18 protein-coding genes are annotated in these 19,424 nt (G+C 69.1%); 10 read left to right on the plus strand and 8 right to left on the minus strand.

The features are described 5' to 3' along the window. Positions 1-47 precede the first annotated feature (47 nt). The 4 genes from FEK34_RS08650 to FEK34_RS08665 all read right to left on the minus strand — a co-directional run bounded on the left by FEK34_RS08650 (position 48) and on the right by FEK34_RS08665 (position 3,360). Positions 48-947, minus strand: a complete 900-nt coding sequence (locus FEK34_RS08650; protein WP_138447306.1) for an amino acid ABC transporter permease — start codon at positions 945-947, stop codon at positions 48-50. Continuing rightward, complete coding sequence (locus FEK34_RS08655) at positions 944-1,624, minus strand: amino acid ABC transporter permease (RefSeq protein WP_138447307.1); 681 nt, start codon at positions 1,622-1,624, stop codon at positions 944-946. Before FEK34_RS08655 ends, FEK34_RS08650 begins: the two co-directional genes overlap by 4 nt. Positions 1,625-1,724: 100 nt before the next feature. Then, positions 1,725-2,564, minus strand: coding sequence for a glutamate ABC transporter substrate-binding protein (locus tag FEK34_RS08660; RefSeq protein WP_138447308.1), 840 nt, complete (start codon positions 2,562-2,564; stop codon positions 1,725-1,727). Between the two features lie 67 nt (positions 2,565-2,631). After that, positions 2,632-3,360: an amino acid ABC transporter ATP-binding protein gene (locus FEK34_RS08665; protein WP_138447555.1), complete on the minus strand. Its 729-nt coding sequence runs from the start codon at positions 3,358-3,360 to the stop codon at positions 2,632-2,634. Between the two features lie 294 nt (positions 3,361-3,654). Between FEK34_RS08665 and miaB the strand changes: the two genes are divergently transcribed. Continuing rightward, entirely contained in the window at positions 3,655-5,214 is a 1,560-nt protein-coding gene (miaB, locus tag FEK34_RS08670) for a tRNA (N6-isopentenyl adenosine(37)-C2)-methylthiotransferase MiaB (protein WP_171048094.1), read from the plus strand. A 371-nt stretch (positions 5,215-5,585) separates the two neighbouring features. Continuing rightward, entirely contained in the window at positions 5,586-6,170 is a 585-nt protein-coding gene (locus tag FEK34_RS08675) for an Rv2732c family membrane protein (RefSeq protein ID WP_138447557.1), read from the plus strand. Between the two features lie 184 nt (positions 6,171-6,354). Here FEK34_RS08675 and FEK34_RS08680 read toward each other — a convergent pair whose 3' ends face one another. After that, positions 6,355-7,728 carry a DUF349 domain-containing protein gene (locus FEK34_RS08680; RefSeq protein WP_138447309.1) on the minus strand — a complete coding sequence of 458 codons (1,374 nt, stop codon included), beginning with the start codon at positions 7,726-7,728 and terminating at the stop codon, positions 6,355-6,357. 265 nt (positions 7,729-7,993) lie between these two features. Between FEK34_RS08680 and FEK34_RS08685 the strand changes: the two genes are divergently transcribed. The 7 genes from FEK34_RS08685 to FEK34_RS08715 all read left to right on the plus strand — a co-directional run bounded on the left by FEK34_RS08685 (position 7,994) and on the right by FEK34_RS08715 (position 15,606). Then, a complete protein-coding gene (locus tag FEK34_RS08685) occupies positions 7,994-8,749 on the plus strand; it encodes a hypothetical protein (RefSeq protein WP_138447558.1) in 756 nt (251 codons plus the stop codon). Continuing rightward, a complete protein-coding gene (miaA, locus tag FEK34_RS08690) occupies positions 8,746-9,822 on the plus strand; it encodes a tRNA (adenosine(37)-N6)-dimethylallyltransferase MiaA (RefSeq protein ID WP_249358882.1) in 1,077 nt (358 codons plus the stop codon). The genes FEK34_RS08685 and miaA overlap by 4 nt, the downstream gene beginning before the upstream one ends. Beyond that, the gene (locus FEK34_RS08695; RefSeq protein WP_138447310.1) at positions 9,819-10,652 is read left to right on the plus strand and encodes a TrmH family RNA methyltransferase; all 834 of its coding nucleotides are present in this window, start codon (positions 9,819-9,821) and stop codon (positions 10,650-10,652) included. The genes miaA and FEK34_RS08695 overlap by 4 nt, the downstream gene beginning before the upstream one ends. Positions 10,653-10,693: 41 nt before the next feature. Beyond that, the gene (gene dapF, locus FEK34_RS08700; RefSeq protein WP_138447559.1) at positions 10,694-11,575 is read left to right on the plus strand and encodes a diaminopimelate epimerase; all 882 of its coding nucleotides are present in this window, start codon (positions 10,694-10,696) and stop codon (positions 11,573-11,575) included. An 88-nt stretch (positions 11,576-11,663) separates the two neighbouring features. Continuing rightward, positions 11,664-13,184 (plus strand): GTPase HflX, encoded by a 1,521-nt coding sequence (gene hflX, locus FEK34_RS08705; protein ID WP_138447311.1) that lies wholly within the window; start codon positions 11,664-11,666, stop codon positions 13,182-13,184. A gap of 116 nt (positions 13,185-13,300) precedes the next feature. Continuing rightward, positions 13,301-14,311, plus strand: a complete 1,011-nt coding sequence (locus FEK34_RS08710) for a lysophospholipid acyltransferase family protein (RefSeq protein ID WP_249358884.1) — start codon at positions 13,301-13,303, stop codon at positions 14,309-14,311. A gap of 149 nt (positions 14,312-14,460) precedes the next feature. Beyond that, positions 14,461-15,606: an acyl-CoA dehydrogenase family protein gene (locus FEK34_RS08715; RefSeq protein ID WP_138447312.1), complete on the plus strand. Its 1,146-nt coding sequence runs from the start codon at positions 14,461-14,463 to the stop codon at positions 15,604-15,606. A 204-nt stretch (positions 15,607-15,810) separates the two neighbouring features. Here the strand turns inward: FEK34_RS08715 and FEK34_RS08720 are convergent, their stop codons facing one another. After that, positions 15,811-16,884 carry an NAD(P)H-dependent amine dehydrogenase family protein gene (locus tag FEK34_RS08720; protein WP_138447313.1) on the minus strand — a complete coding sequence of 358 codons (1,074 nt, stop codon included), beginning with the start codon at positions 16,882-16,884 and terminating at the stop codon, positions 15,811-15,813. Between the two features lie 10 nt (positions 16,885-16,894). Beyond that, on the minus strand, positions 16,895-17,686 hold the full coding sequence (locus FEK34_RS08725) for an SDR family oxidoreductase (RefSeq protein WP_138447314.1): 792 nt from the start codon (positions 17,684-17,686) through the stop codon (positions 16,895-16,897). A 94-nt stretch (positions 17,687-17,780) separates the two neighbouring features. On the opposite strand from FEK34_RS08725, the gene FEK34_RS08730 reads away from it, so the two are divergent. Continuing rightward, on the plus strand, positions 17,781-18,659 hold the full coding sequence (locus FEK34_RS08730) for a helix-turn-helix domain-containing protein (RefSeq protein WP_171048097.1): 879 nt from the start codon (positions 17,781-17,783) through the stop codon (positions 18,657-18,659). Positions 18,660-18,751: 92 nt separating this feature from the next. Here the strand turns inward: FEK34_RS08730 and FEK34_RS08735 are convergent, their stop codons facing one another. After that, positions 18,752-19,423: a histone deacetylase gene (locus FEK34_RS08735; RefSeq protein ID WP_249358886.1), complete on the minus strand. Its 672-nt coding sequence runs from the start codon at positions 19,421-19,423 to the stop codon at positions 18,752-18,754. Position 19,424 lies beyond the last annotated feature (1 nt).

The following is a 19,424-nucleotide window of genomic DNA, read 5'->3' on the forward strand; positions in this document are numbered from 1 at the left end:
CGCGCAGATCGCCGATTCAGCGATCTGCGCGCCGAAAGACGCTACGGCTACGGGGCTTTGGTGATATCCACCCCGGGCGCACCATCGGTGACGATGGAATCGGCGGCCACCACCGCACCGCCACCCTTGCGGCGGCCGGCGCGCAGACGCCGCTCCAGCCAGGTCGCGACCTGCGACAGCGTCATGTTCAGCACGATCATGATGATCGCGACCACGATCAACGCCGGAATGGTGTTGGAATCGGCGGCACCCAGCTGCAAGCCGTTGCGGACCACCTCTTCGTAGGTGATGACATAACCCAGCGCGGAGTCCTTCAACGCCACGACCATCTGCGAGATCAGCGCGGGCAGCATGGCGGTGATGGCCTGCGGCAGCAGGATCAACCGCATCAACTGGCCCTTGCGCATACCCAGCGCGGCCGCGGCCTCGGTCTGCCCCTTGGGCAGCGAGCGGATACCCGCGCGCACGATCTCGGCGATGACCGACCCGTTGTAGATGGTCAGCGCCGTGACCACCGCACCGAGCGCCAGATACTCGGACTCGAAGACGTTGTACTCGGAGTAGAGCGCGAACAGGAAGATCATCAGGATCAGCACCGGAATCGCGCGAGCGATCTCGACGACCGCACCGGCCACCCATCGCACCGGGCGATGATCGGAGAGCCGGGCGATGCCGAAGATCATGCCGAGCACCATCGCGAAGACGATCGACAGCACCGCGGCCACGATGGTGCCGCGCAGACCGGGCAGCAGATACGTCGTCCAGACGTCGGCTTCCAGGAACGGCTTCCACTTCTCGGCGTCGAACTGGCCCTGACTGTCGAAGCCGCGGTAGACGAACCACGCCGCCAGCAGCACCACGGCGAGCACGATCACCGAATAGATCATGTTGCGCACCCGTGCGGCGGGGCCGGGTGCGTCGAAGAGAACCGACGGTTCCCGCCTCATCGGGCCACCTCGAATCGTTTGGCGATGTAACCGAACAGCAGACCCGTCGGCAGCGTCAGGACCACGAAGCCGAGCGCGAAGATCGCACCGATCGACAGCAGTGCCGCCTCGGTGTCGAGCATCTTAGCCATCAGGAACGAGGCCTCGGCCACACCGATGGCGGAGGCGACGGTGGAGTTCTTGGTCAACGCGATCAGCACACTGCCCAGCGGCGCGATCACCGAGCGGAACGCCTGCGGCAACACGATCAGCCGCAGGTTCTGCAGGAAACCCAAGCCGAGCGAGCGCCCGGCCTCGGACTGGCCCAGCGGCACGGTGTTGATGCCCGCGCGCAGCGACTCGCAGACGAACGCCGCGGTGTAGACGCTCAGGCCGACGACCGCCCACCGGAAGTTGTTCTCGGCCAGCGAATTCGGCCCGTCGGCGGCAAGTTTGACGCGCAGCGTCGAATACAGGCCGAGCGAGCAGAACACCAGGATCAGCGTCAGCGGGGTGTTGCGGAAAACGGTGACGTAGACGGTGCCGACCCAGCGCGCCACCGGGACCGGCGAGACCCGCATGGCGGCCACGATGGTGCCGAGCACCAGCGCGCCGATCGCGGACAGCACGGTCAGCTTGATGGTGACCCAGAACGCGTCGAGCAGTTGGTCATCGTACTCAGAGATCAAATCGAACACGGTGGGTGCGCGCCTCCGATCATGAAGTGAGGGCAGGGCCGGCGATCGGATGACCGCGCGGTGGGCGCATCACCGGCGCCCACCGCGATCGATCATCGGATCAGTACCGGTCCACCTGCGGAGCCGGCGGAGTCTGGTAGTTCGCGGCGCGCCCGACCGAATCCTGGAAGGCCTTGTCCCAGGCGCCTTCGGTGATCATCGCCTCGATGGCGTCGTTGATCTTGTCGCGGCTTTCCTGATCGCCCTTCTTCAGGCCGATGCCGTAGTTCTCGGTGGTGAACGGCTTGCCGACCAGCTTGTAGCGGCCCGGGGTCTGCGCGGCGTAACCGGCGAGGATGATGTCGTCAGTGGTCATCGCGTCGACCGCGCCGCTGTTGAGACCCTCGAGGCACAGCGAGTAGGTGTCGTAGGTCTGCAACTGGGTGTCGGGGAAGTTCTTCTCGATGTTCTGGGCCGGGGTGGAACCCTTGACCGAGCAGACCGTCTTGCCCGCGATGGTCTCCGGGCCGGTGATGTCGGTGTTGTCGGCGTTCACCAGCAGGCTCTGACCCGCCACGTAGTACGGCCCGGCGAAATCGACCTTCTCCTTGCGCTGGTCGGTGATCGAGTAGGTGGCGACGATGAAGTCCACCTGGCCGTTCTCGATCAGCGTTTCGCGCTGCGCCGACGGAGCTTCCTTGAAGGTGATGCCGTCGGGCTGCACGCCGAGCTTGGCCGCGACGAAGCGGGCCACCTCGACATCGAAGCCGCTGTAGGTGCCGTCGGTGTTGCGCTGACCCAGACCCGGCTGGTCGAACTTGATGCCGATGGTCAGCTTGCCTTCCTTGGCATGGTCGAGAGCGGTCTTGTCGTCTCCGCTGCCGCAGCCCGCGGTGGTGGCGGCGGTCAGGGCCAGGGCGATGGCCCCGACTCCGAGACGGAGCGCACGGTTGATCCTCATCGATTTCCTTCTTCCCTCATTCTGGTTTTCGATGGCCGTGGTCGGTGGGCGGTGCAGCTCGGCGAAATCAGTGGCTGAGAATCTTGCCGAGGAAGTCCTTGGCCCGTTCGGACTTCGGTGTGGTGAAGAACGTTTCCGGCGTGGCGTCTTCGACCACCTGACCGTCGGCCATGAACAGCACCCGGTTGCCCGCCTTGCGCGCGAAGCCCATCTCATGGGTGACCACCAGCATGGTCATGCCTTCTTTGGCGAGCGACACCATGACGTCGAGGACCTCGTTGACCATCTCGGGGTCGAGTGCGGAGGTCGGCTCGTCGAACAGCATCACCTTCGGGTTCATCGCCAGTGCGCGCGCGATGGCCACGCGCTGCTGCTGGCCGCCGGAGAGCTGGGCCGGGTACTTGTCGGCCTGGTTGGCGATGCCGACGCGTTCCAGCAGTCCCATCGCCCTGGTGCGGGCTTCGTCCTTCTTCAGTTTGCGCACCTTGATCGGCGCGAGCATGACGTTCTCCAGGATCGTCTTGTGCGCGAACAGGTTGAACGACTGGAAGACCATGCCGACGTCGGCGCGCAGCGCGGCCAGCCCGCGACCCTCGGCGGGCAGCGGGATCCCGTCGATGCTGATGTCGCCGGTGTCGATCGGCTCGAGCCGATTGATGGTGCGGCACAGCGTCGATTTGCCGGACCCCGAGGGGCCGAGCACGATCACGACCTGCCCTTTGGGCACCTCGAGGTTGATATCACGCAACACGTGCAGAGCACCGAAGTGCTTGTTGACGTTGCGCATCGAGATCATCGGTGGCGCGGTGGCGTCCCCGCTGTCGGCGGCCCCGGTCGTTCCGGGCGCGTCGGTGGCGTCGGTCATGGTCCATGACCTTAAGCGGAAATCCGGGATTTGCCCGGCTTTCCGTGACACACCGAGTCGCCACGCCGAATCGACATGTCGCCGTAACCTGGCGGTCAGCCGGTGCGGTCATCGCGCGCACCCCGGACCGCAGGACTCGGCGCGCGGCCGGTGACCTGCGGCACGGTGGCCGGGTGGGGCCGATGCGGCGGTAACTCGTCGCGGCCCAGCCCGTACCCTGGACGGGTGGATTCGATCGGACAGGCAGTAGCGCATCCCGCCCTGGTCCCGGCGCAGACGGACGCACGCAGTTACGAGGTCCGCACCTTCGGCTGCCAGATGAACGTGCACGATTCCGAGCGCTTGTCCGGCCTGCTCGAGGATGCTGGTTATGTAAAAGCGGCCGCGGGTGAGACGGCCGACCTGGTGGTGTTCAACACCTGCGCGGTGCGCGAGAACGCCGACAACAAGCTCTACGGCACTCTCGGCCATCTGGCGCCGATCAAGGCCGGGCGTCCGGGCATGCAGATCGCCGTCGGCGGCTGCCTGGCCCAGAAGGACCGCGACACCGTGGTGCGCAAGGCGCCCTGGGTGGATGTGGTGTTCGGCACACACAACATCGGCTCGCTGCCGGTGCTGCTGGAACGCGCCCGGCACAACGACGAGGCCCAGGTGGAGATCCTCGAATCGCTCGAGGCGTTTCCGTCGACGCTGCCCGCCAAGCGGGAATCGGCCTACGCGGGCTGGGTGTCGATCTCGGTCGGTTGCAACAACACCTGCACCTTCTGCATCGTGCCCTCGCTGCGCGGCAAAGAGGTCGACCGCCGACCCGGTGACGTGCTCGCCGAAGTGCAGGCGCTGGTCGATCAGGGTGTGCTCGAGGTGACGCTGCTCGGCCAGAACGTCAACTCCTACGGTGCCTCGTTCGCCGACCCGGAGCAGCCGCGCGATCGTGGCGCGTTCGCCAAACTGCTGCGCGCCTGCGGCGGCATCGAGGGCTTGGAGCGGGTGCGGTTCACCTCGCCGCATCCGGCCGAGTTCACCGACGACGTCATCGAGGCGATGGCGCAGACCCCGAACGTCTGCCCGCAGCTGCACATGCCGCTGCAATCCGGTTCGGACCGGGTGCTCAAGGCGATGCGCCGCTCCTACCGCCAGGCCCGCTTCCTCGGCATCATCGAGAAGGTCCGGGCCGCGATGCCGCACGCCGCCATCACCACCGACATCATCGTCGGCTTCCCCGGCGAGACCGAGGAAGATTTCGAACAGACCCTCGAGGTGGTCCGGCAGGCGCGGTTCACCAGCGCGTTCACCTTCCAGTACTCCAAGCGGCCCGGCACCCCGGCCGCCGATATGCCCGATCAGCTGCCCAAGCAGGTCGTACAGGAACGCTACGACCGGCTGATCGCCCTGCAGGAAGAGATCTCGCTCGAGGCCAACCGTGCGCTGATCGGCACCGAAGTGGAGTTGCTGGTCGCCGAGGGCGCGGGCAAGAAGAACGCGGCGACCGCGCGGATGAGCGGACGGGCCCGCGACGGCCGGCTGGTGCATTTCCGGCCCGAATCCGCCGATCCGATCCGCCCCGGCGACATCGTCACCGTCGACATCACCGGCGCGGCACCGCACCACCTGATCGCCGACGCCCCCCTGCGCACCCACCGCCGCACCCGGGCGGGCGACGCCCACGAACGCGGTACCACCCCCAAGACCGAACCCATCGGCGTCGGCCTCGGCCTGCCGCGGATCGGCGCCCCCGCCCCGGAACCGGTCGCGGCCGCAGGCTGCGCCACCGGATGCGGGACATGAGCCAGGACCCTCGCGATCCCGGCGACGCGGACCGTTCCGGCGAGACCGGGAACGGCCCGGATAACAGCCCGCCCAGCGGGGACCAGGCCGGTCCGCGCGACGACGACTCGACAAGAGCGCGCGGCGACGATTCGACCGGAGCGCGCGGCGACGATTCGACCGGAGCGCGTGGCGACGACTCGACCGGAGCGCGCGGCGACGGTGCCGGGGCGGCTGCGCCCAGCGAGTCAGCAAGGTCGGTCGACAACGATGCCAGTGCCCCTGGTGCATCCGCCAGCGTCTCGTCCCGATCCGCCTCCGAACGGCCCGGCGACGGCGCCGCCGAACCGACCCCCGAACCCGAAGACGCAGCCGAAGGAAACGAGGATCCCGTGAGCTCGGTCGAGCAGACTGACGAATTCGAACAGTTCCGCGACGATCTCGACGCCGTCGAGCGCCGGATCGCCGGCGAGATCGATCCGGGTGTGCGCGCCATGGTGGTGGCCGGTGCCGTGTTCGCCCTGCTGGTATCGCTGGTGCTCTCGCATGCGGGCGCGGCGCGCGGGTTCGATGTGTTGCTCGGCTCGGATGTCGCCTCGACCGAGCACATCGGTCTGCCTTCGCGCATCTTCGTCTGGTTCGTGGTGGTGTTCGGCATCGGGTTCTCGCTGCTGGCGCTGATGACCCGGCGCTGGGTGCTGGCCTGGATCGCGGTGGCCGGCTCGGCGATCGCCAGCGCGTTCGGCGTGTTCTCGATCTGGCACCGGCAGACCCCGGGCCTCAACAACTACATCGGTGCCGGTCCGGGTATCGGCCTGGTGATCGGCACTATCGCCGCGGTGGTGCTGACCTTCCACTGGGTCCGCGTGGTCTGGAGCCGCACGGCCTTGCAGTTGGCCGCCGAGGAACAGCGCCGTATCGCGGCCGCCGCCGAGGAGGAGCGGGAGCGGCGCCGGTTGCAGGGCGACGACTCCTGAGATCGGCTCAGCGTCAAGCGGCCATGCGGGTTTGATCGGCGCCGCCGGCCTCTGCGACGCCATCGCAGCTCCGCTCGATTCGCCCTTCACCGTCAGATTGGAAACGCCGGTGTCACCCGGCGCCCCTCAACGAGAAGGCGCACCCGGAACTTTGCCCGGGTGCGCCTTGTCCTAGCTCTCGCCGTCAGCGGTTGCTGACCGCGCCCTCGGCCGCTTCGGCCCATTCCCGCCACTGTTTGGCCTGCTCGAGTGCCTTCTCGGCATCTCGGGTCTTCCCTGCTGCCGTCGCCTTGGCGGCCTGCTCCTCGAACTGTGCGACGCGTTCGCGGAACTGCGCGGCCCGCGCCATGGCCTCGGGATCGGTGCGCCGCCACTGCGCGTCGGCGGCCTCACGTACGCGCTTCTCGATGGCGCGCAGCTTGCCCTCCAGCTCCTGCATCCGCTCACGCGGCACCTTGCCGATGGCGTCCCATTTGTCCTGCAGTTCGCGTAGCGCGGCGCGGGCGTTGTCGAGCCCGTGTGCGGGATCGATATGGGCGTAGGCGGCGAGCAGCTCTTCCTTGGCGGCGGCGTTCTGCTCGAATTCCGCGTCCCGTTCGGAGGCGGCGGCATTGCGGGCGGCGAAGAACACGTCCTGGGCGCTCTTGAACCGGCGCCACAGCGCTTCATCGGCCTCGCGTGGCGCGCGGCCCGCGGCCTTCCATTCGGCCAGCAGATCCCGGAACACCGCGGCGGTGCCTGCCCAATCGGTGGACCCGGACAGCTCCTCGGCTCGTGCGCAGAGCTCTTCCTTGCGGGTTTTGGCGGCGGCGCGTTCGCGGTCGAGTTCGGCGAAGTGGGCGCCGCGACGGCGATTGAACGCCTCCCGAGCCTTCGAGTACCGCTTCCAGAGCGCGTCGTCGACCTTGCGATCCACCCCGCGGATGGACTTCCACTCCTCGAGGATTTCGCGCAGCCGATCACCTGCCGCCTTCCACTGGGTGGATTCGGCGGCGATGCGCTCGGCCTCGGCGGCGAGCGCCTCCTTGCGCTCGGTGTGCTCGTGGCGGGCGCGCTCCTTTTCCTCCTTGGCGTGCGCGGCCGCTTCCTCGGAGTGTTCGGCGATGGCCTGCAACCGGCGCGCCAGCCCGTCGATATCGCCGATGACGGCGGCCGTCGGCAACGATTCGGCGATCGCCAACGCCGCGGCCTTCGTCTTGCGGGCATCGGCGCCCGCGGCCAGCCGGGCTTCCAGCAGCGCGACCTCGGTGGCCAGATCATCGAAGCGGCGGCCGAAGTGCGCAAGCCCTTCGGCGGCGTCGCCTGCCTGCCAGGATCCGACGACGCGTTCGCCGTCGGCGGTCTTGACCCAGGCGGTGCCGTCTTCGTCGACGCGGCCCCATTCGCTGGGATCGGTCACCGTGGGGACGATGACGGGGTGCGGGTGCTCATGCGACGCGCCGGGCGCCGGTTTGACCGCGTGCGGTTTGGGGTGGGGAGAGCCGCCGGGTTTCGGCATTCCGGACGGTCGCGGGGTGGTGCCGGGGCCGGGTTTCGCGGTTCCGTTGCTGTCGGTCATTGCTCCTCGTCCCTGCCGCGCGTCACGGCTGCCTGGTTACGCCCTAGCTCATCCCATTGAACCCGGTCCGAGCCCTGGAAACCACATCGATCGAGCACGCACCGCGGTGTGGCGCCACGGACCCCGACCCGCGATGACCTGGGTTGGAGTACCTCGAACACTAGCAATTGCAGCCCGGTTTCCGGCAGAGACACTCGAACCCATGGTGGCGCACGAGGACTGGCAGGGCGCTGGGCCGCAGGGGCGGGCGACTACCGTTGACGGCGTGTTCTGTCTTGCGGCCCTGGTTCCCTCGCCGCCGATCCTGGTTCCCGAGCTCTGTGGTGGTCTCGGCGCGGGTGCGGCGGTCGACGAGGTGCGCGCGGCGGCGCTGGCCGCCGCGGCCGAGCTGGCGGCGGTGGCCTCGCGCTGGACGGTGGTCGGTGTGGGCTCCGGTGACCGGGTGGCCGGGCCGGACACGGTCGGCACGTTCCGTGGTTTCGGCGTCGACCTCGCCGTCGGCCTCGGCGGTGCCGCACCGTCAGGTGAGAGCGCCGACCCGGATCTGCCGTTGCCGGTGCTCATCGGGGCCTGGCTGCGGGAACAGGCCGCGCCGCGCGCGCTCGCCCAGGCCCGGATCGTCGATGCCGGCACCCCCGCGGGTCAGTGCGCGGAACTCGGCGCGAAACTGCGCGCGGAACTGGACGCCGACTCGCAGCCGCAGGGTGTGCTGGTGGTCGCCGACGGAGCCAGCACGCTGTCCACTTCGGCGCCCGGGTACTTCGATCCGCGCGCCGCTGACCGCCAGGCCGCGCTGGAGAAGGCCCTGAGCGCGGGCGATCGTGACGGGCTGCTCGCCCTGGATCCGCTCGCCTGCGCCGAGGTCGGCATGCGCGGCCGGGCCGCCTTTCAGGTGCTGGCCGGGCTCTTCGCCGCCGATCCGGCCGCGCCTGCGGTGGACACCCGCTACCAGGACGCACCTTTCGGCGTCGGCTACCAGGTGAGCATGTGGCGCCCGGACAGCGGAGCCGATCAGCGGTGACGCCATCGCCCACTCCGATCGCCGTGGTCGGCCCGACCGCCACCGGCAAATCCGATCTCGCGCTCGAGCTGGCCGAACGCCTCGACGGCGAGATCGTCAATATCGACGCGATGCAGCTGTATCGCGGCATGGACATCGGCACCGCCAAAGTGCCGCCGGAGCAGCGCCGCGGCATTGCGCACCATCAGCTCGACGTACTCGAGGTGACCGACACCGCGACCGTGGCCGCCTATCAGGCCGCCGCGTCCGCCGATGTCGAGGCGATCATGGCCCGCGGGCACACGCCGGTCATCGTCGGTGGTTCGATGATGTATGTGCAGGCGCTGCTGGACCAGTGGGACTTCCCCGCGACCGATCCGCAGGTAAGGGCCAGGTGGGAGGCACTGCTCGCCGAACGCGGCGTCGCAGCCGTGCACGAGGCGTTGCGCGCCGCCGACCCGGCCGCCGCGGCGACCATCCTGCCGACCGACGGCAGGCGGATGGTGCGCGCGCTCGAGGTCGTCGAACTCACCGGAAAGCCGTTCGCGGCGTCGGCCCCGGTGATCGGGCGTCCGCGCTGGGGCACGGTCATCATCGGCGTGGACCGGGAGACCGCCGAACTCGACGAGCGCATCGCCCGCCGCACCGACCTGATGTTCGATACCGGCCTGGTCGAGGAGGTGCGCGGGCTGGTCGAGCGGGGGCTGCGCGACGGTCAGACCGCCCGCCGCGCCATCGGTTATGCCCAGGTGCTGGCCTATCTGGACGGTGAATACGACCTCGCCCACGCCAAGGAACGGACCTTCATCGGCACCCGCCGCTACGTCCGTCGGCAGCGCTCCTGGTTTCGGCGCGATCAGCGGGTGCGCTGGGCCGACGGCGCCGATCCGGACCTGGTCGCTACAGTCGCGTCGCTGCTCGCCACCGCCGAACCCGATGCGGCGACCGCCCAGACGAGCACCGGCGCGACCGACGTGGGCATTGCCACGACCGAGGCGAGCACGCCCAGCACCGGGCCGGCCACGACCGACGCCAGCGCCGCCACGAATCAGCCGAGCACCGGCATCGACTCCGAGGAGCGGACCCCGCAGTGACCCGACGCGTCAGTACCCGCAATGCCTCCGTGCAGGTGTGGCAGGCCTACCTGAACAATCGCACCAAGCGTCATCGTGACCGCCGGTTCCTGGTGCAGGGCGTGCGCCCGATCACCCAGGCCGTCGCCAACGACTGGCCGCTGGAGACGCTGCTGTACCGGCTCGGCGGGCCGGAGCTGTCGAGCTGGGCGCGCGAGCTGCTGGCGACCAGCGAGGTGCCGCAGGTGGGCCTGGTGCCGGAGCTGATGGCCGATCTGGGGGAGAAGTCCGGCGGTGTGCCGGAGGTCGTGGCCGTGGCCGAACAACGCATCCTCGAACTGGACACCTTCGAACCGGGCGAACCCGGAGACGCGCCGGTGGTCGTGGTGTTCGACCGGCCCAATTCGCCCGGAAACCTCGGGACGCTGATCCGCTCGGCCGACGCGTTCGGCGCGGACGCGGTGATCGTCACCGGTCACGGCGCCGACCAGTACGACCCGCAGGCCGTGCGGGCCTCGACCGGCTCACTGTTCGCGGTGCCGGTGTTGCGCACGGCCGGGCCCGCCCAGATTCTCGCCTTCCGCGACCGGCAGGTGAATCGCGGCATCCCCACCCGCATCGTCGGCACCGACGAAGGCGGTTCGCACGCGGTGTTCGATCATGACTTCACCGAGGCCACCATCCTGGTGGTCGGCAACGAGACCAGTGGGATGAGCGCGGCCTGGGCGCAGGCCTGCGACGATATCGTCGACATCCCCATGGGCGGGACCGCCAGCTCGCTGGGCGCGCCGTCGGCGGGGGCGGTTGCGCTGTACGAAATTTCCCGGCAACGCCGGACGTTTGCCAGATGACCACGACGAGAGGCGGCCGGCACGTGCCAGACACCGACAGCATCGAGTTCACCAAGGGCCACGGCACCCAGAACGATTTCGTGGTGCTGCCCGACCCCGGAGTGCGACTCGAGCTCACCGTCGACCGGGTCGCGGCGCTGTGCGATCGGCAACGTGGCCTCGGCGCGGACGGTGTGCTGCGGGTCGCGCGGGCCGGTGCGTTGCAGGCCGCGGGCGTGCTGGCCGAGCTGCCCGACGGCGTCGGCGACCAGGACTGGTTCATGGACTATCGCAATGCCGACGGCTCGATCGCCGAGATGTGCGGTAACGGTGTGCGGGTGTTCGCGCACTACCTGGCCGCCTCGGGGCTGGAGACGCGCGCGGAGTTCGTCGTCGGCAGCCGCGCCGGCGCGCGTCCGGTGACGGTGCACTCCGCAGGCCCGGTACACGGGGAGGTCACCGTCGCCATGGGCGAGGTCCGCGAGCTCGGCGCATCGACCGCGACCGTGGCCGGTTGGGGCTACAGCGGCATCGGCATCGACGTCGGCAACCCGCACCTGGCCTGCGTCGACCCGGAACTCAGCGCCGACGCGCTGGCGAAGCTCGATCTGACCGTGGCCCCCGGCTACGACCCGGACTTGTTCCCGCACGGGGTGAACATCGAACTAGTCACCGCCCTCGACTCGACGGGTGCGGTCGATATGCGCGTCTACGAACGCGGCGTCGGCGAGACCCGCTCCTGCGGCACGGGGACGGTGGCCGCCGCGGCCGCCGCCCTGGCCGCTGGTGGTTTCCGGATCGCCGACGACACCGGCGAGGTGACCGTCCGGGTTCCCGGCGGCGAAGTATCGGTCGGGCTCGACCGCGGCCTGGCTTGGCTGCGCGGCCCATCGGTGCTGGTGGCGACCGGCCGGATCGCCGCCGAGTGGTGGCAAACCCTGTGACCGGACCGCGCCGGCGGATAACCATATGCGCTGTCCTGGGATTTCGTGGCAGCATAGATGGTGTATGAGGAATTCAGAGTCTTTCGATATGACCAACGGTAGCGATCTGTACGACGGCGCCGACGACGTGGACGGCGCCGATTTCGACGGCACCGACGACGTCGCCGACGCAACACCGAGCCGCCGCGGCGGCTGGGCGCCCGAGCCCACCACCGGTGAACTCCAGCTCGAGGACCGCAGCGCGCTGCGCCGCGTCGCCGGGCTGTCCACCGAGCTCACCGACATCACCGAGGTCGAGTACCGCCAGCTGCGCCTGGAACGGGTCGTGCTGGTCGGGGTCTGGACCGAAGGCAGTGCCGCGCGCGCCGAAGCCAGCATGGCCGAACTCGCCGCGCTCGCCGAAACCGCGGGTTCGGAGGTGCTCGAGGCGCTGATCCAGCGTCGCGACCGCCCCGATCCGGCCACCTACATCGGTTCCGGTAAGGCCGACGAGCTGCGCTCGGTGGTACTCGCCAGCGGCGCGGACACCGTCATCTGCGACGGTGAACTCACCCCCGCCCAGCTCACCGCGCTGGAGAAGGTCGTCAAGGTCAAGGTGATCGACCGGACCGCCTTGATCCTGGACATCTTCGCCCAGCACGCCACTTCCCGCGAGGGCAAGGCGCAGGTCGCGCTGGCCCAGATGGAGTACATGCTGCCCAGGTTGCGCGGCTGGGGTGAGTCGATGTCGCGTCAGGCCGGTGGCCGGGCCGGCAGCAATGGCGGTGTGGGTCTGCGCGGTCCCGGTGAGACCAAGATCGAGACCGACCGGCGCCGCATCCGGGAACGGATGGCCAAGCTGCGCCGCGAGATCCGCGAGATGAAGACCGCGCGCGACACCATGCGTTCGCGGCGCACCTCCAGCGGCATCCCGTCGGTCGCGATCGTCGGCTACACCAACGCCGGCAAATCCAGCCTGATGAACGCGCTCACCGGGTCGGGTGTGCTGGTCCAGGACGCGTTGTTCGCCACCCTCGACCCGACCACCCGTCGCGCCGAACTCGACGACGGCCGCGAGGTCGTGTTCACCGACACCGTCGGGTTCGTCCGGCATCTGCCGACCCAGCTGGTCGAGGCCTTCCGCTCCACCCTGGAGGAGGTCACCGGCGCCGACCTGCTGCTGCACGTGGTGGATGGCTCGGACGCCATGCCCTCGGAGCAGATCAAGGCGGTGCGCGAGGTCGTCACCGACGTGATTCGCGAATCGGGCACGCCCGCACCGCCGGAACTGCTGGTGGTCAACAAGATCGACGCCATCGATCCGGTCGAGCTCACCAGGCTGCGCGCACTGCTGCCGGGGGCGGTGTTCGTCTCCGCGCACAAGGGCACCGGCATCGACGAGTTGCGCGACCGGCTCGCCGAGGTACTCGGCGGCCTCGATGTCGAGGTCAGTGTATTGCTGCCCTACACGCGCGGTGACCTGCTCGCCCGCATCCACGCCGACGGCCGGATCGACAGCTCCAGCCACGAAGAATCCGGCACTCGGGTGCACGCGCACGTCCCGCAGGCCCTGGCCGCAGCGCTGTCGGAGTACGCGCACGCGGGCACCGCCGCGGGCGACGGGGCGTAAAACCGCCGGGTTTCCGGCACGTGAACAATGTCGCAGGTCAGCCGCTGACGGCATATCCGATGCGACACAGTCGATTTCGTTGCGTTATCGTCATCGAATCGACATCAGGAGGGTTCATGTCGCACGACCGTTCCGGCTCGGCCGATTCCGATGATCGGCCGGCCGGTGCTCTGTCCGAGGGGGCCGGTGCTCTGCCCGAAGGAGCTGGTGCTCTGTCCGAAGAGGCCGGGGCCACGGGCGAAACCGTTGTGCTCAGCGACGGCGCGCCGCTGACGGTATCGCTGAGCGATACCGACCTGCGCGTCATCGAGACCTTGCTCGCCCCGCTGCGCGCATGGACCAGCCCGCGGTTCTACGGCCTGGAGAACATCCCGGCCGAGGGCCCGGTGCTGCTGGTCGGCAATCACAATCTGCTCGGCGGTATCGACGCGCCGCTGCTGCTGCCGGAGGTGCTGCGCCGGCGCGGCAGGCTGATTCGCGGGCTCGCGGAGAACGTGCTCATCGCGGTGCCCGGCGTGCGCCACCTGCTGCACCACTACGGTTCGGTGCGCGGCACCCGGCAGAACTGCCTGGCGCTGCTGGAACGCGGCGAGGCCGTGATGGTCTTTCCTGGAGGCGGGCGTGAAGCCGTGCGCCGCAAGAACGAGAAGTACCACCTCAAATGGGAGGGCCGCACCGGGTTCGCCCGGATGGCGATCGAGGCGGGCGCGCCCATCGTGCCGGTTGCGATGATCGGTGTGGACGACGCCTACGACATCATCGTCGACGGCGATCACCCGGTGCTGCGGCCGCTGCGCTGGGTGGTCGAAGCGCTCGGCATCAACCGTGAGCTGACCCCGCCCCTGGTGCGCGGCATCGGCCCCACCCCGCTGCCACGCCCGGAGCGGTTCTACTTCGCCGCGGGCGCACCGATCGATCCCGCGCCCTGGCGTGACGCCCCCGATCTCGGTGCCGCGGCGGTGGAATTGCGGGCCGTGGTGCGCAAGAGCCTGGAGGAGGAGCTGCGGTTCCTGTTCGCCGAACGCGACCGTGACGCCGGTCGCACCCTGGCCGGGCGGGTACGCGGGGACCTGACCGCGTTCGCCTCCGGCGCGATCGACCGGCTGCGGCGTTTTCGTTTGTCGTGAATCTCCTTTGATCATCTTCGGCCCCGGTACTCGAGCAGGTGAGGCAACGAATTCGGGGAGTGAAGTGAACAGCCATTCTCATTCCGGGTACGGTGGGTGACAACGACGGACCGGTGCGGACCGGTTCGTGTGGTCACTAGGAGGTTGGTGTGGAGCGCACACTGTTCGAACCCGAGCACGACCTGTTCCGGGAGTCGTTCCGCAAGTTTCTCGACACCCACGTCGCGCCGAACCACGCGGCATGGGAAGAGCAGGGCATCGTCGACCGGTCGGTGTGGACCGAGGCGGGCAAGCAGGGTTTCCTCGGCATGGCCGTGCCGGAGGAGTACGGCGGCGGCGGGGTGAAGGACTTCCGCTACAATGCGGTGATCACCGAGGAGACGGTGCGCGGGCAGTACTCCGGCCTGGGGTTCTCGCTGCACAACGACGTCATCGCGCCGTACCTGCTGGAGCTGGCCAACGATGAGCAGAAGCGGCGCTGGCTGCCCGGCTTCTGTTCCGGCGAGATCATCACCGCGATCGCGATGACCGAACCGGGCACGGGCTCGGACCTGCAGGGCATCAAGACCCGCGCGGTGCGCGACGGTGACGACTGGGTGCTCAACGGCGCCAAGACCTTCATCACCAACGGCATCAACGCCGACATCGTCATCGTGGTCGCCCAGACCGACCCCGACAAGGGCGCGATGGGCTTCAGCCTGCTGGTCGTCGAACGCGGTATGCCGGGCTTCGAACGTGGCCGCAACCTGGACAAGATCGGCCTGAAGGCGCAGGACACCGCCGAGCTGAGCTTCAACGATGTCCGGGTGCCCGCGGCCAACCTGCTCGGCACCGAGGGGATGGGCTTCATCCACCTGATGCAGAACCTGCCGCAGGAGCGCATGTCGATCGCCGTGATGGCGGCGGCCGCCATGGAGGGCTGCCTCGAGATGACCTGCCAGTACGTGCGCGACCGCAAGGCCTTCGGCAAGCCGATCGGTGCCCTGCAGAACACCCGTTTCGTGCTCGCCGAACTGGCCACCAAGACCACCGCCGTGCGCATCATGGTCGACCGCTTCATCGAAGACCTGAACGCGGGCAAGCTCTCTCCCGAAGACGCCGCCATGGCCAAGTGGTGGAGCACCGAGGAGCAGCTCGACCTGATCAACCGCTGCCTGCAACTGCACGGCGGCTACGGCTACATGAAGGAATACCCGATCGCCAAGGCGTACATGGACGCTCGCATCCAGACGATCTACGGCGGCACCACCGAGATCATGAAGGAGATCATCGGCCGGTCGCTGAAACTGGCCTGATTCCCGCGAACGCCGCGTGCTGATCCGCCGCCTCGTCCTGCCGATCACGGTGGGGCGGGGCGGTTTCCGTCTCCAGCCCGCATCGAGTGGTGGGCAGCCGGGCCGCGGCGAGATGACGGCCCGCGATCTTCGGCACGGTGTGCGGAAGGCACATGTGTCAGCGGCGAGGGTTTCGGGCCCTCGCCGATTCGACCGCCGTCGGCGTCAGGTACGGGATGCCAGGCCTGCCCCCGTGATCAGCGGCAGATCGAGGGTAGTGCGGATTCCCGGCGGCGCGGCGACGACGGCCGGGATCGCGTTGACCAGGCGCATGGCCGTGCCGACCAGGCTGGCGTGGTTGTGATCGCCGTTATCGCTGAACATGGCCAGGTCCAGGGTGTAATGCGGTTCGCCGGTGACCTCCACGCGATAGGAGCCGCCCGCACGGGCCGGTTGCGGCCAGTCCGGCGCGAGATCGGCGCGCAACCGGGTGACGTGTTCGAGCACCGTGACGGCCCGTTCGCCCACCATGCCGCACACCTCGAACCGCAGCCCGGCCGCGGTGCCCTTCTCGATGGTCCCGGAGTCGATCTCGAAAGTCTCCGGAGCCGGGATGCGCTCATAGGTCTGGGTGACGGCGTCGAGTTCGATTTCCAAGCCCGCCGCCAACTGCCGGACCACACTGCCCCAGGCCAGCGACAGCACACCCGGCTGCAACAGCAACGGCGTCTCGTCCATCGGCTTGCCGAAGCCCATGATGTCGAACATGACCGCGGGATTGTCGTAGGTCGAGTAGTCGACGATCTCCAGGCACCGCACCTGATCGACGCGGCGGCAGGTGGCCAGCAACGCCATGGGCAGCAGATCGTTGGCGAAGCCGGGGTCGATGCCGTTGACGAACAGCGACGCATTGCCCGCCGCCGCGGCCTTTTCCACCGGCACCAGCAGCTCGTCCGGGATGACATCCCATGGGTACTGCAAGAACACCGGCGCGCTGGCCACCACATTGATGCCGGCCGCGAGCAAGGTCCGCAGGTCCTCGAGGGCCTCCATCAGCCGGTTGTCGGTCATGGCCGTATAGACCACGCAGTCGGGCTTCAGCGCGAGGATCCGCCCGGTGTCGGTGGTGGCCGTGATGCCGGTCGGGGCGGCTCCGACGAGTTCACCCGCGTCCTTACCCTCCTTGTCCGGCCCGGAGACCCGCACCGCCACCAGTTCCAGGCGTGGATCGTCGAGCACGCCGGCGAGGGCGTGGCGCCCGACATTGCCGGTGCCCCAGTGCACTACGCGATAGACCATGGTCGTCACCTCACAGATCGGGAAGGGGGATGTCGAGATTGGGTGCGATGAGACCGCCGTCGACCTCGAGCACCTTGCCGGTCAGGAACTCGCCCGCGGGCGAGGCGAGAAACAGTGCCGCCGAGGCGATATCGGCGGGGTCGCCGAGGCGGCGCATCGGCGTGGCCTGTTCGAGCTTGCCGCGCATCTCGTCGTTGCCGGCCACGACAGCCAGCGCCGAGGTGAGGATCGACCCGGGCGCGATGGCGTTCACCCGGATGCGTGGGCACAGATCCATGGCGGCGCTGCGGGTGTAATGCGCAAGCGCGGCCTTCGCGGTGGCGTAGGCGGCGAAGGCGCGGCCGGGCAGCCTACCCATCGTAGAGGTGATGTTGATGATCGAGCCGGTGCCCGCTGTCTCCAGGATCTTCGGCACCGCGGCCCGCACCAGGGAGTGCGCGGTGCCGACGTTGAACGTGAACGCCTCGGCCAGTTCGGCGGCGCTGGTGTCCAGCAGTGGTTTCGGCATCGCGCCGCCCACGTTGTTCACCACGATGTCCAGGCGGCCGAACTGTGAGACGGCCGCGTCGGCGAGGGCGGCCGCAGCGTCGAGATCGGCGAGATCGGCCACCACGACATGCGCTTGTCTGCCGGTCGCCTCCACCTGGGCGGCGACCGCCCGCAGGTCTGCTTCGGTGCGTGCGGCGATCACCACATCCGCGCCCGCTTCGGCGAATCCGAGGGCGATCGCGGCGCCGAGACCACGTCCCGCGCCGGTGATGATCGCTACCCGGCCATCGAGCCGGAATCGATCCAGAATCATCGCCGCTTCCTTTCCTGTGTCGAATATTCGACTACTATTCGGCGAATAGTCGATGCAGTGTAGGGCGCTGCGCGTCCGGCGACAAGGGGTTGCGATGTCGGTATCAGGGTCACCGCCGACCCGTCGCGTGATCGCGGTGGTCGAGCTGCTGGTCGAATCCGAGCGGGCGATGAACGCGTCGGAGATCGCGGCGGCGCTGTCGCTGGCGCGCGCCACCGTCACGGCCGTCCTTGCTGAACTCGCCGATGCGGGATGGGTTCGCCGTGACGGTGACCTGAGGTACCGGCCGGGACCCGCGCTGGCGAGGTTGGCGCCGGTGCCGCCCGGTGACGACGTCGGCCCGGCCCAGGCCGAACTGGCCGCCTTGGCTGCGGCCGCCGGCTGCGGCGCCACCCTCAGCCGGATCGACAGCGACCGGCTGACCGTGGTGGCCAAGCAGTATTCGGGCGAGCGGGTGGTGCCCGGTTTGAGTGTGGGGCAATCGCTTCCGCTGGCCTATCCGGCCGGAGCGGCGGTGATGCCGTGGCGTGCGGAAGCCGAACGCCGCGCCTGGCTGGCGACGGTATCCGGCCCGGCCCGGCGGGCGGCACCGGCGCTGCTTCGGTTCGTGGCCGACAACGGCTACGCGGTGTTCCGCCCCGATGCCGACGATGCCGGACTGGTCGACGTGCTCGCCGATCTGCTCGGCGCGGTCGGTGCCGAGGTGCTGCAACCCCGGCTGCGGTCGCGGGTGCTGCGCCAGCTGTCGCGGCTGACCGCGCGGCCCTACACCGCCGCCGATATCGCCTCGGGGGAGGCGCTGCCGGTCAGCTACCTGTCCGCGCCGGTGTTCGACGGCGCGGCAGCACCCTATGAGGTGCAGATCGGTCCGCTGTTGCCCGCGGTCGGCCCGCAGGAGCGGGCGGGGTATATCGCCGCGATTCAGGCGGGCGCACAGAAGATCTCGGCAGCGTTGGGGGAGCGGGCGAGGTAAGGGCGACGACCGTGTGCCGCGGCATGGCACCGGCCTGAAGCTGGCCGGGGCCCGGCGCGCGATTCCTGGCCCCGATCGTCCCGCTCGCTGCACTATCGCGTTGGCGGCGGCTCGATCCGGGCCCGGCTTCCTCGAGGGGGCGCATCGGCGATGCTCTGGCCGGGATCCGATGGTGGTGAGAGGGTCTCGTCGCTCAGCAATCCGACCACCGATTCGGTGGTCCAGGTGAGGTCGGCGCCGGGCCGGGAGGCGAGATAGGTGGCGGTGCGCAGGATCGTCCAGCCGTGCGAGGCGATCAGTCCGTGGGCCAGGTGTCGCAAGTAGGCCGCGGCGGGCGGGTTGCCGGGGACGTCGTGGCGGCCCCACGGCGCGGTGAAGGTGAGGATCGGGTAGCCGTCCCGGGTCCCTGCGTGGACGAGAGTTTCGTAGCGGCCAGGACCGAAGCGGGCGCGTCCGGTGCCGAGCACAAGCGTGAAATCCAGGTCCGTGCCCGGTTCGCGGTACATCTCCTGCGCGGCGATATCGCTGAACTGGGCGGCGGTGAGCAGGTAGGCGTGGGCGGCGGTGTGGTCGGCGATGTCCGGGTCGTAGAAGGCGCGCCCGCCGGTCCAGATGGCGGATTCGGTGGCGAAGTAGAGCAAACCGGGCAGCAGCAGCGGCACCGACCGCAGCGGCGGGCTCGGGTCCCGGCAGCCCGGGAGCGTCATCACCCCGCCATTGGGCGCGCCGCCACGCAGGTAGTAGTCGAGGCGACGCGGATTCATA

This window comes from Nocardia cyriacigeorgica (assembly GCF_005863245.1).
Lineage (GTDB): Bacteria > Actinomycetota > Actinomycetes > Mycobacteriales > Mycobacteriaceae > Nocardia > Nocardia cyriacigeorgica_C.

What these genes read in the sequence shown, in the direction of transcription:
- FEK34_RS08730 (WP_171048097.1), top strand. Translation starts at nt 17,781, where the DNA reads ATGTCGGTATCAGGGTCACCGCCGACCCGTCGCGTGATCGCGGTGGTC.
- FEK34_RS08735 (WP_249358886.1), bottom strand. Translation starts at nt 19,423, where the DNA reads ATGAATCCGCGTCGCCTCGACTACTACCTGCGTGGCGGCGCGCCCAAT.
- FEK34_RS08725 (WP_138447314.1), bottom strand. Translation starts at nt 17,686, where the DNA reads ATGATTCTGGATCGATTCCGGCTCGATGGCCGGGTAGCGATCATCACC.
- FEK34_RS08665 (WP_138447555.1), bottom strand. Translation starts at nt 3,360, where the DNA reads ATGATCTCGATGCGCAACGTCAACAAGCACTTCGGTGCTCTGCACGTG.
- FEK34_RS08680 (WP_138447309.1), bottom strand. Translation starts at nt 7,728, where the DNA reads ATGACCGACAGCAACGGAACCGCGAAACCCGGCCCCGGCACCACCCCG.
- hflX (WP_138447311.1), top strand. Translation starts at nt 11,664, where the DNA reads ATGACCAACGGTAGCGATCTGTACGACGGCGCCGACGACGTGGACGGC.
- FEK34_RS08650 (WP_138447306.1), bottom strand. Translation starts at nt 947, where the DNA reads ATGAGGCGGGAACCGTCGGTTCTCTTCGACGCACCCGGCCCCGCCGCA.
- FEK34_RS08710 (WP_249358884.1), top strand. Translation starts at nt 13,301, where the DNA reads ATGTCGCACGACCGTTCCGGCTCGGCCGATTCCGATGATCGGCCGGCC.
- FEK34_RS08720 (WP_138447313.1), bottom strand. Translation starts at nt 16,884, where the DNA reads ATGGTCTATCGCGTAGTGCACTGGGGCACCGGCAATGTCGGGCGCCAC.
- FEK34_RS08660 (WP_138447308.1), bottom strand. Translation starts at nt 2,564, where the DNA reads ATGAGGATCAACCGTGCGCTCCGTCTCGGAGTCGGGGCCATCGCCCTG.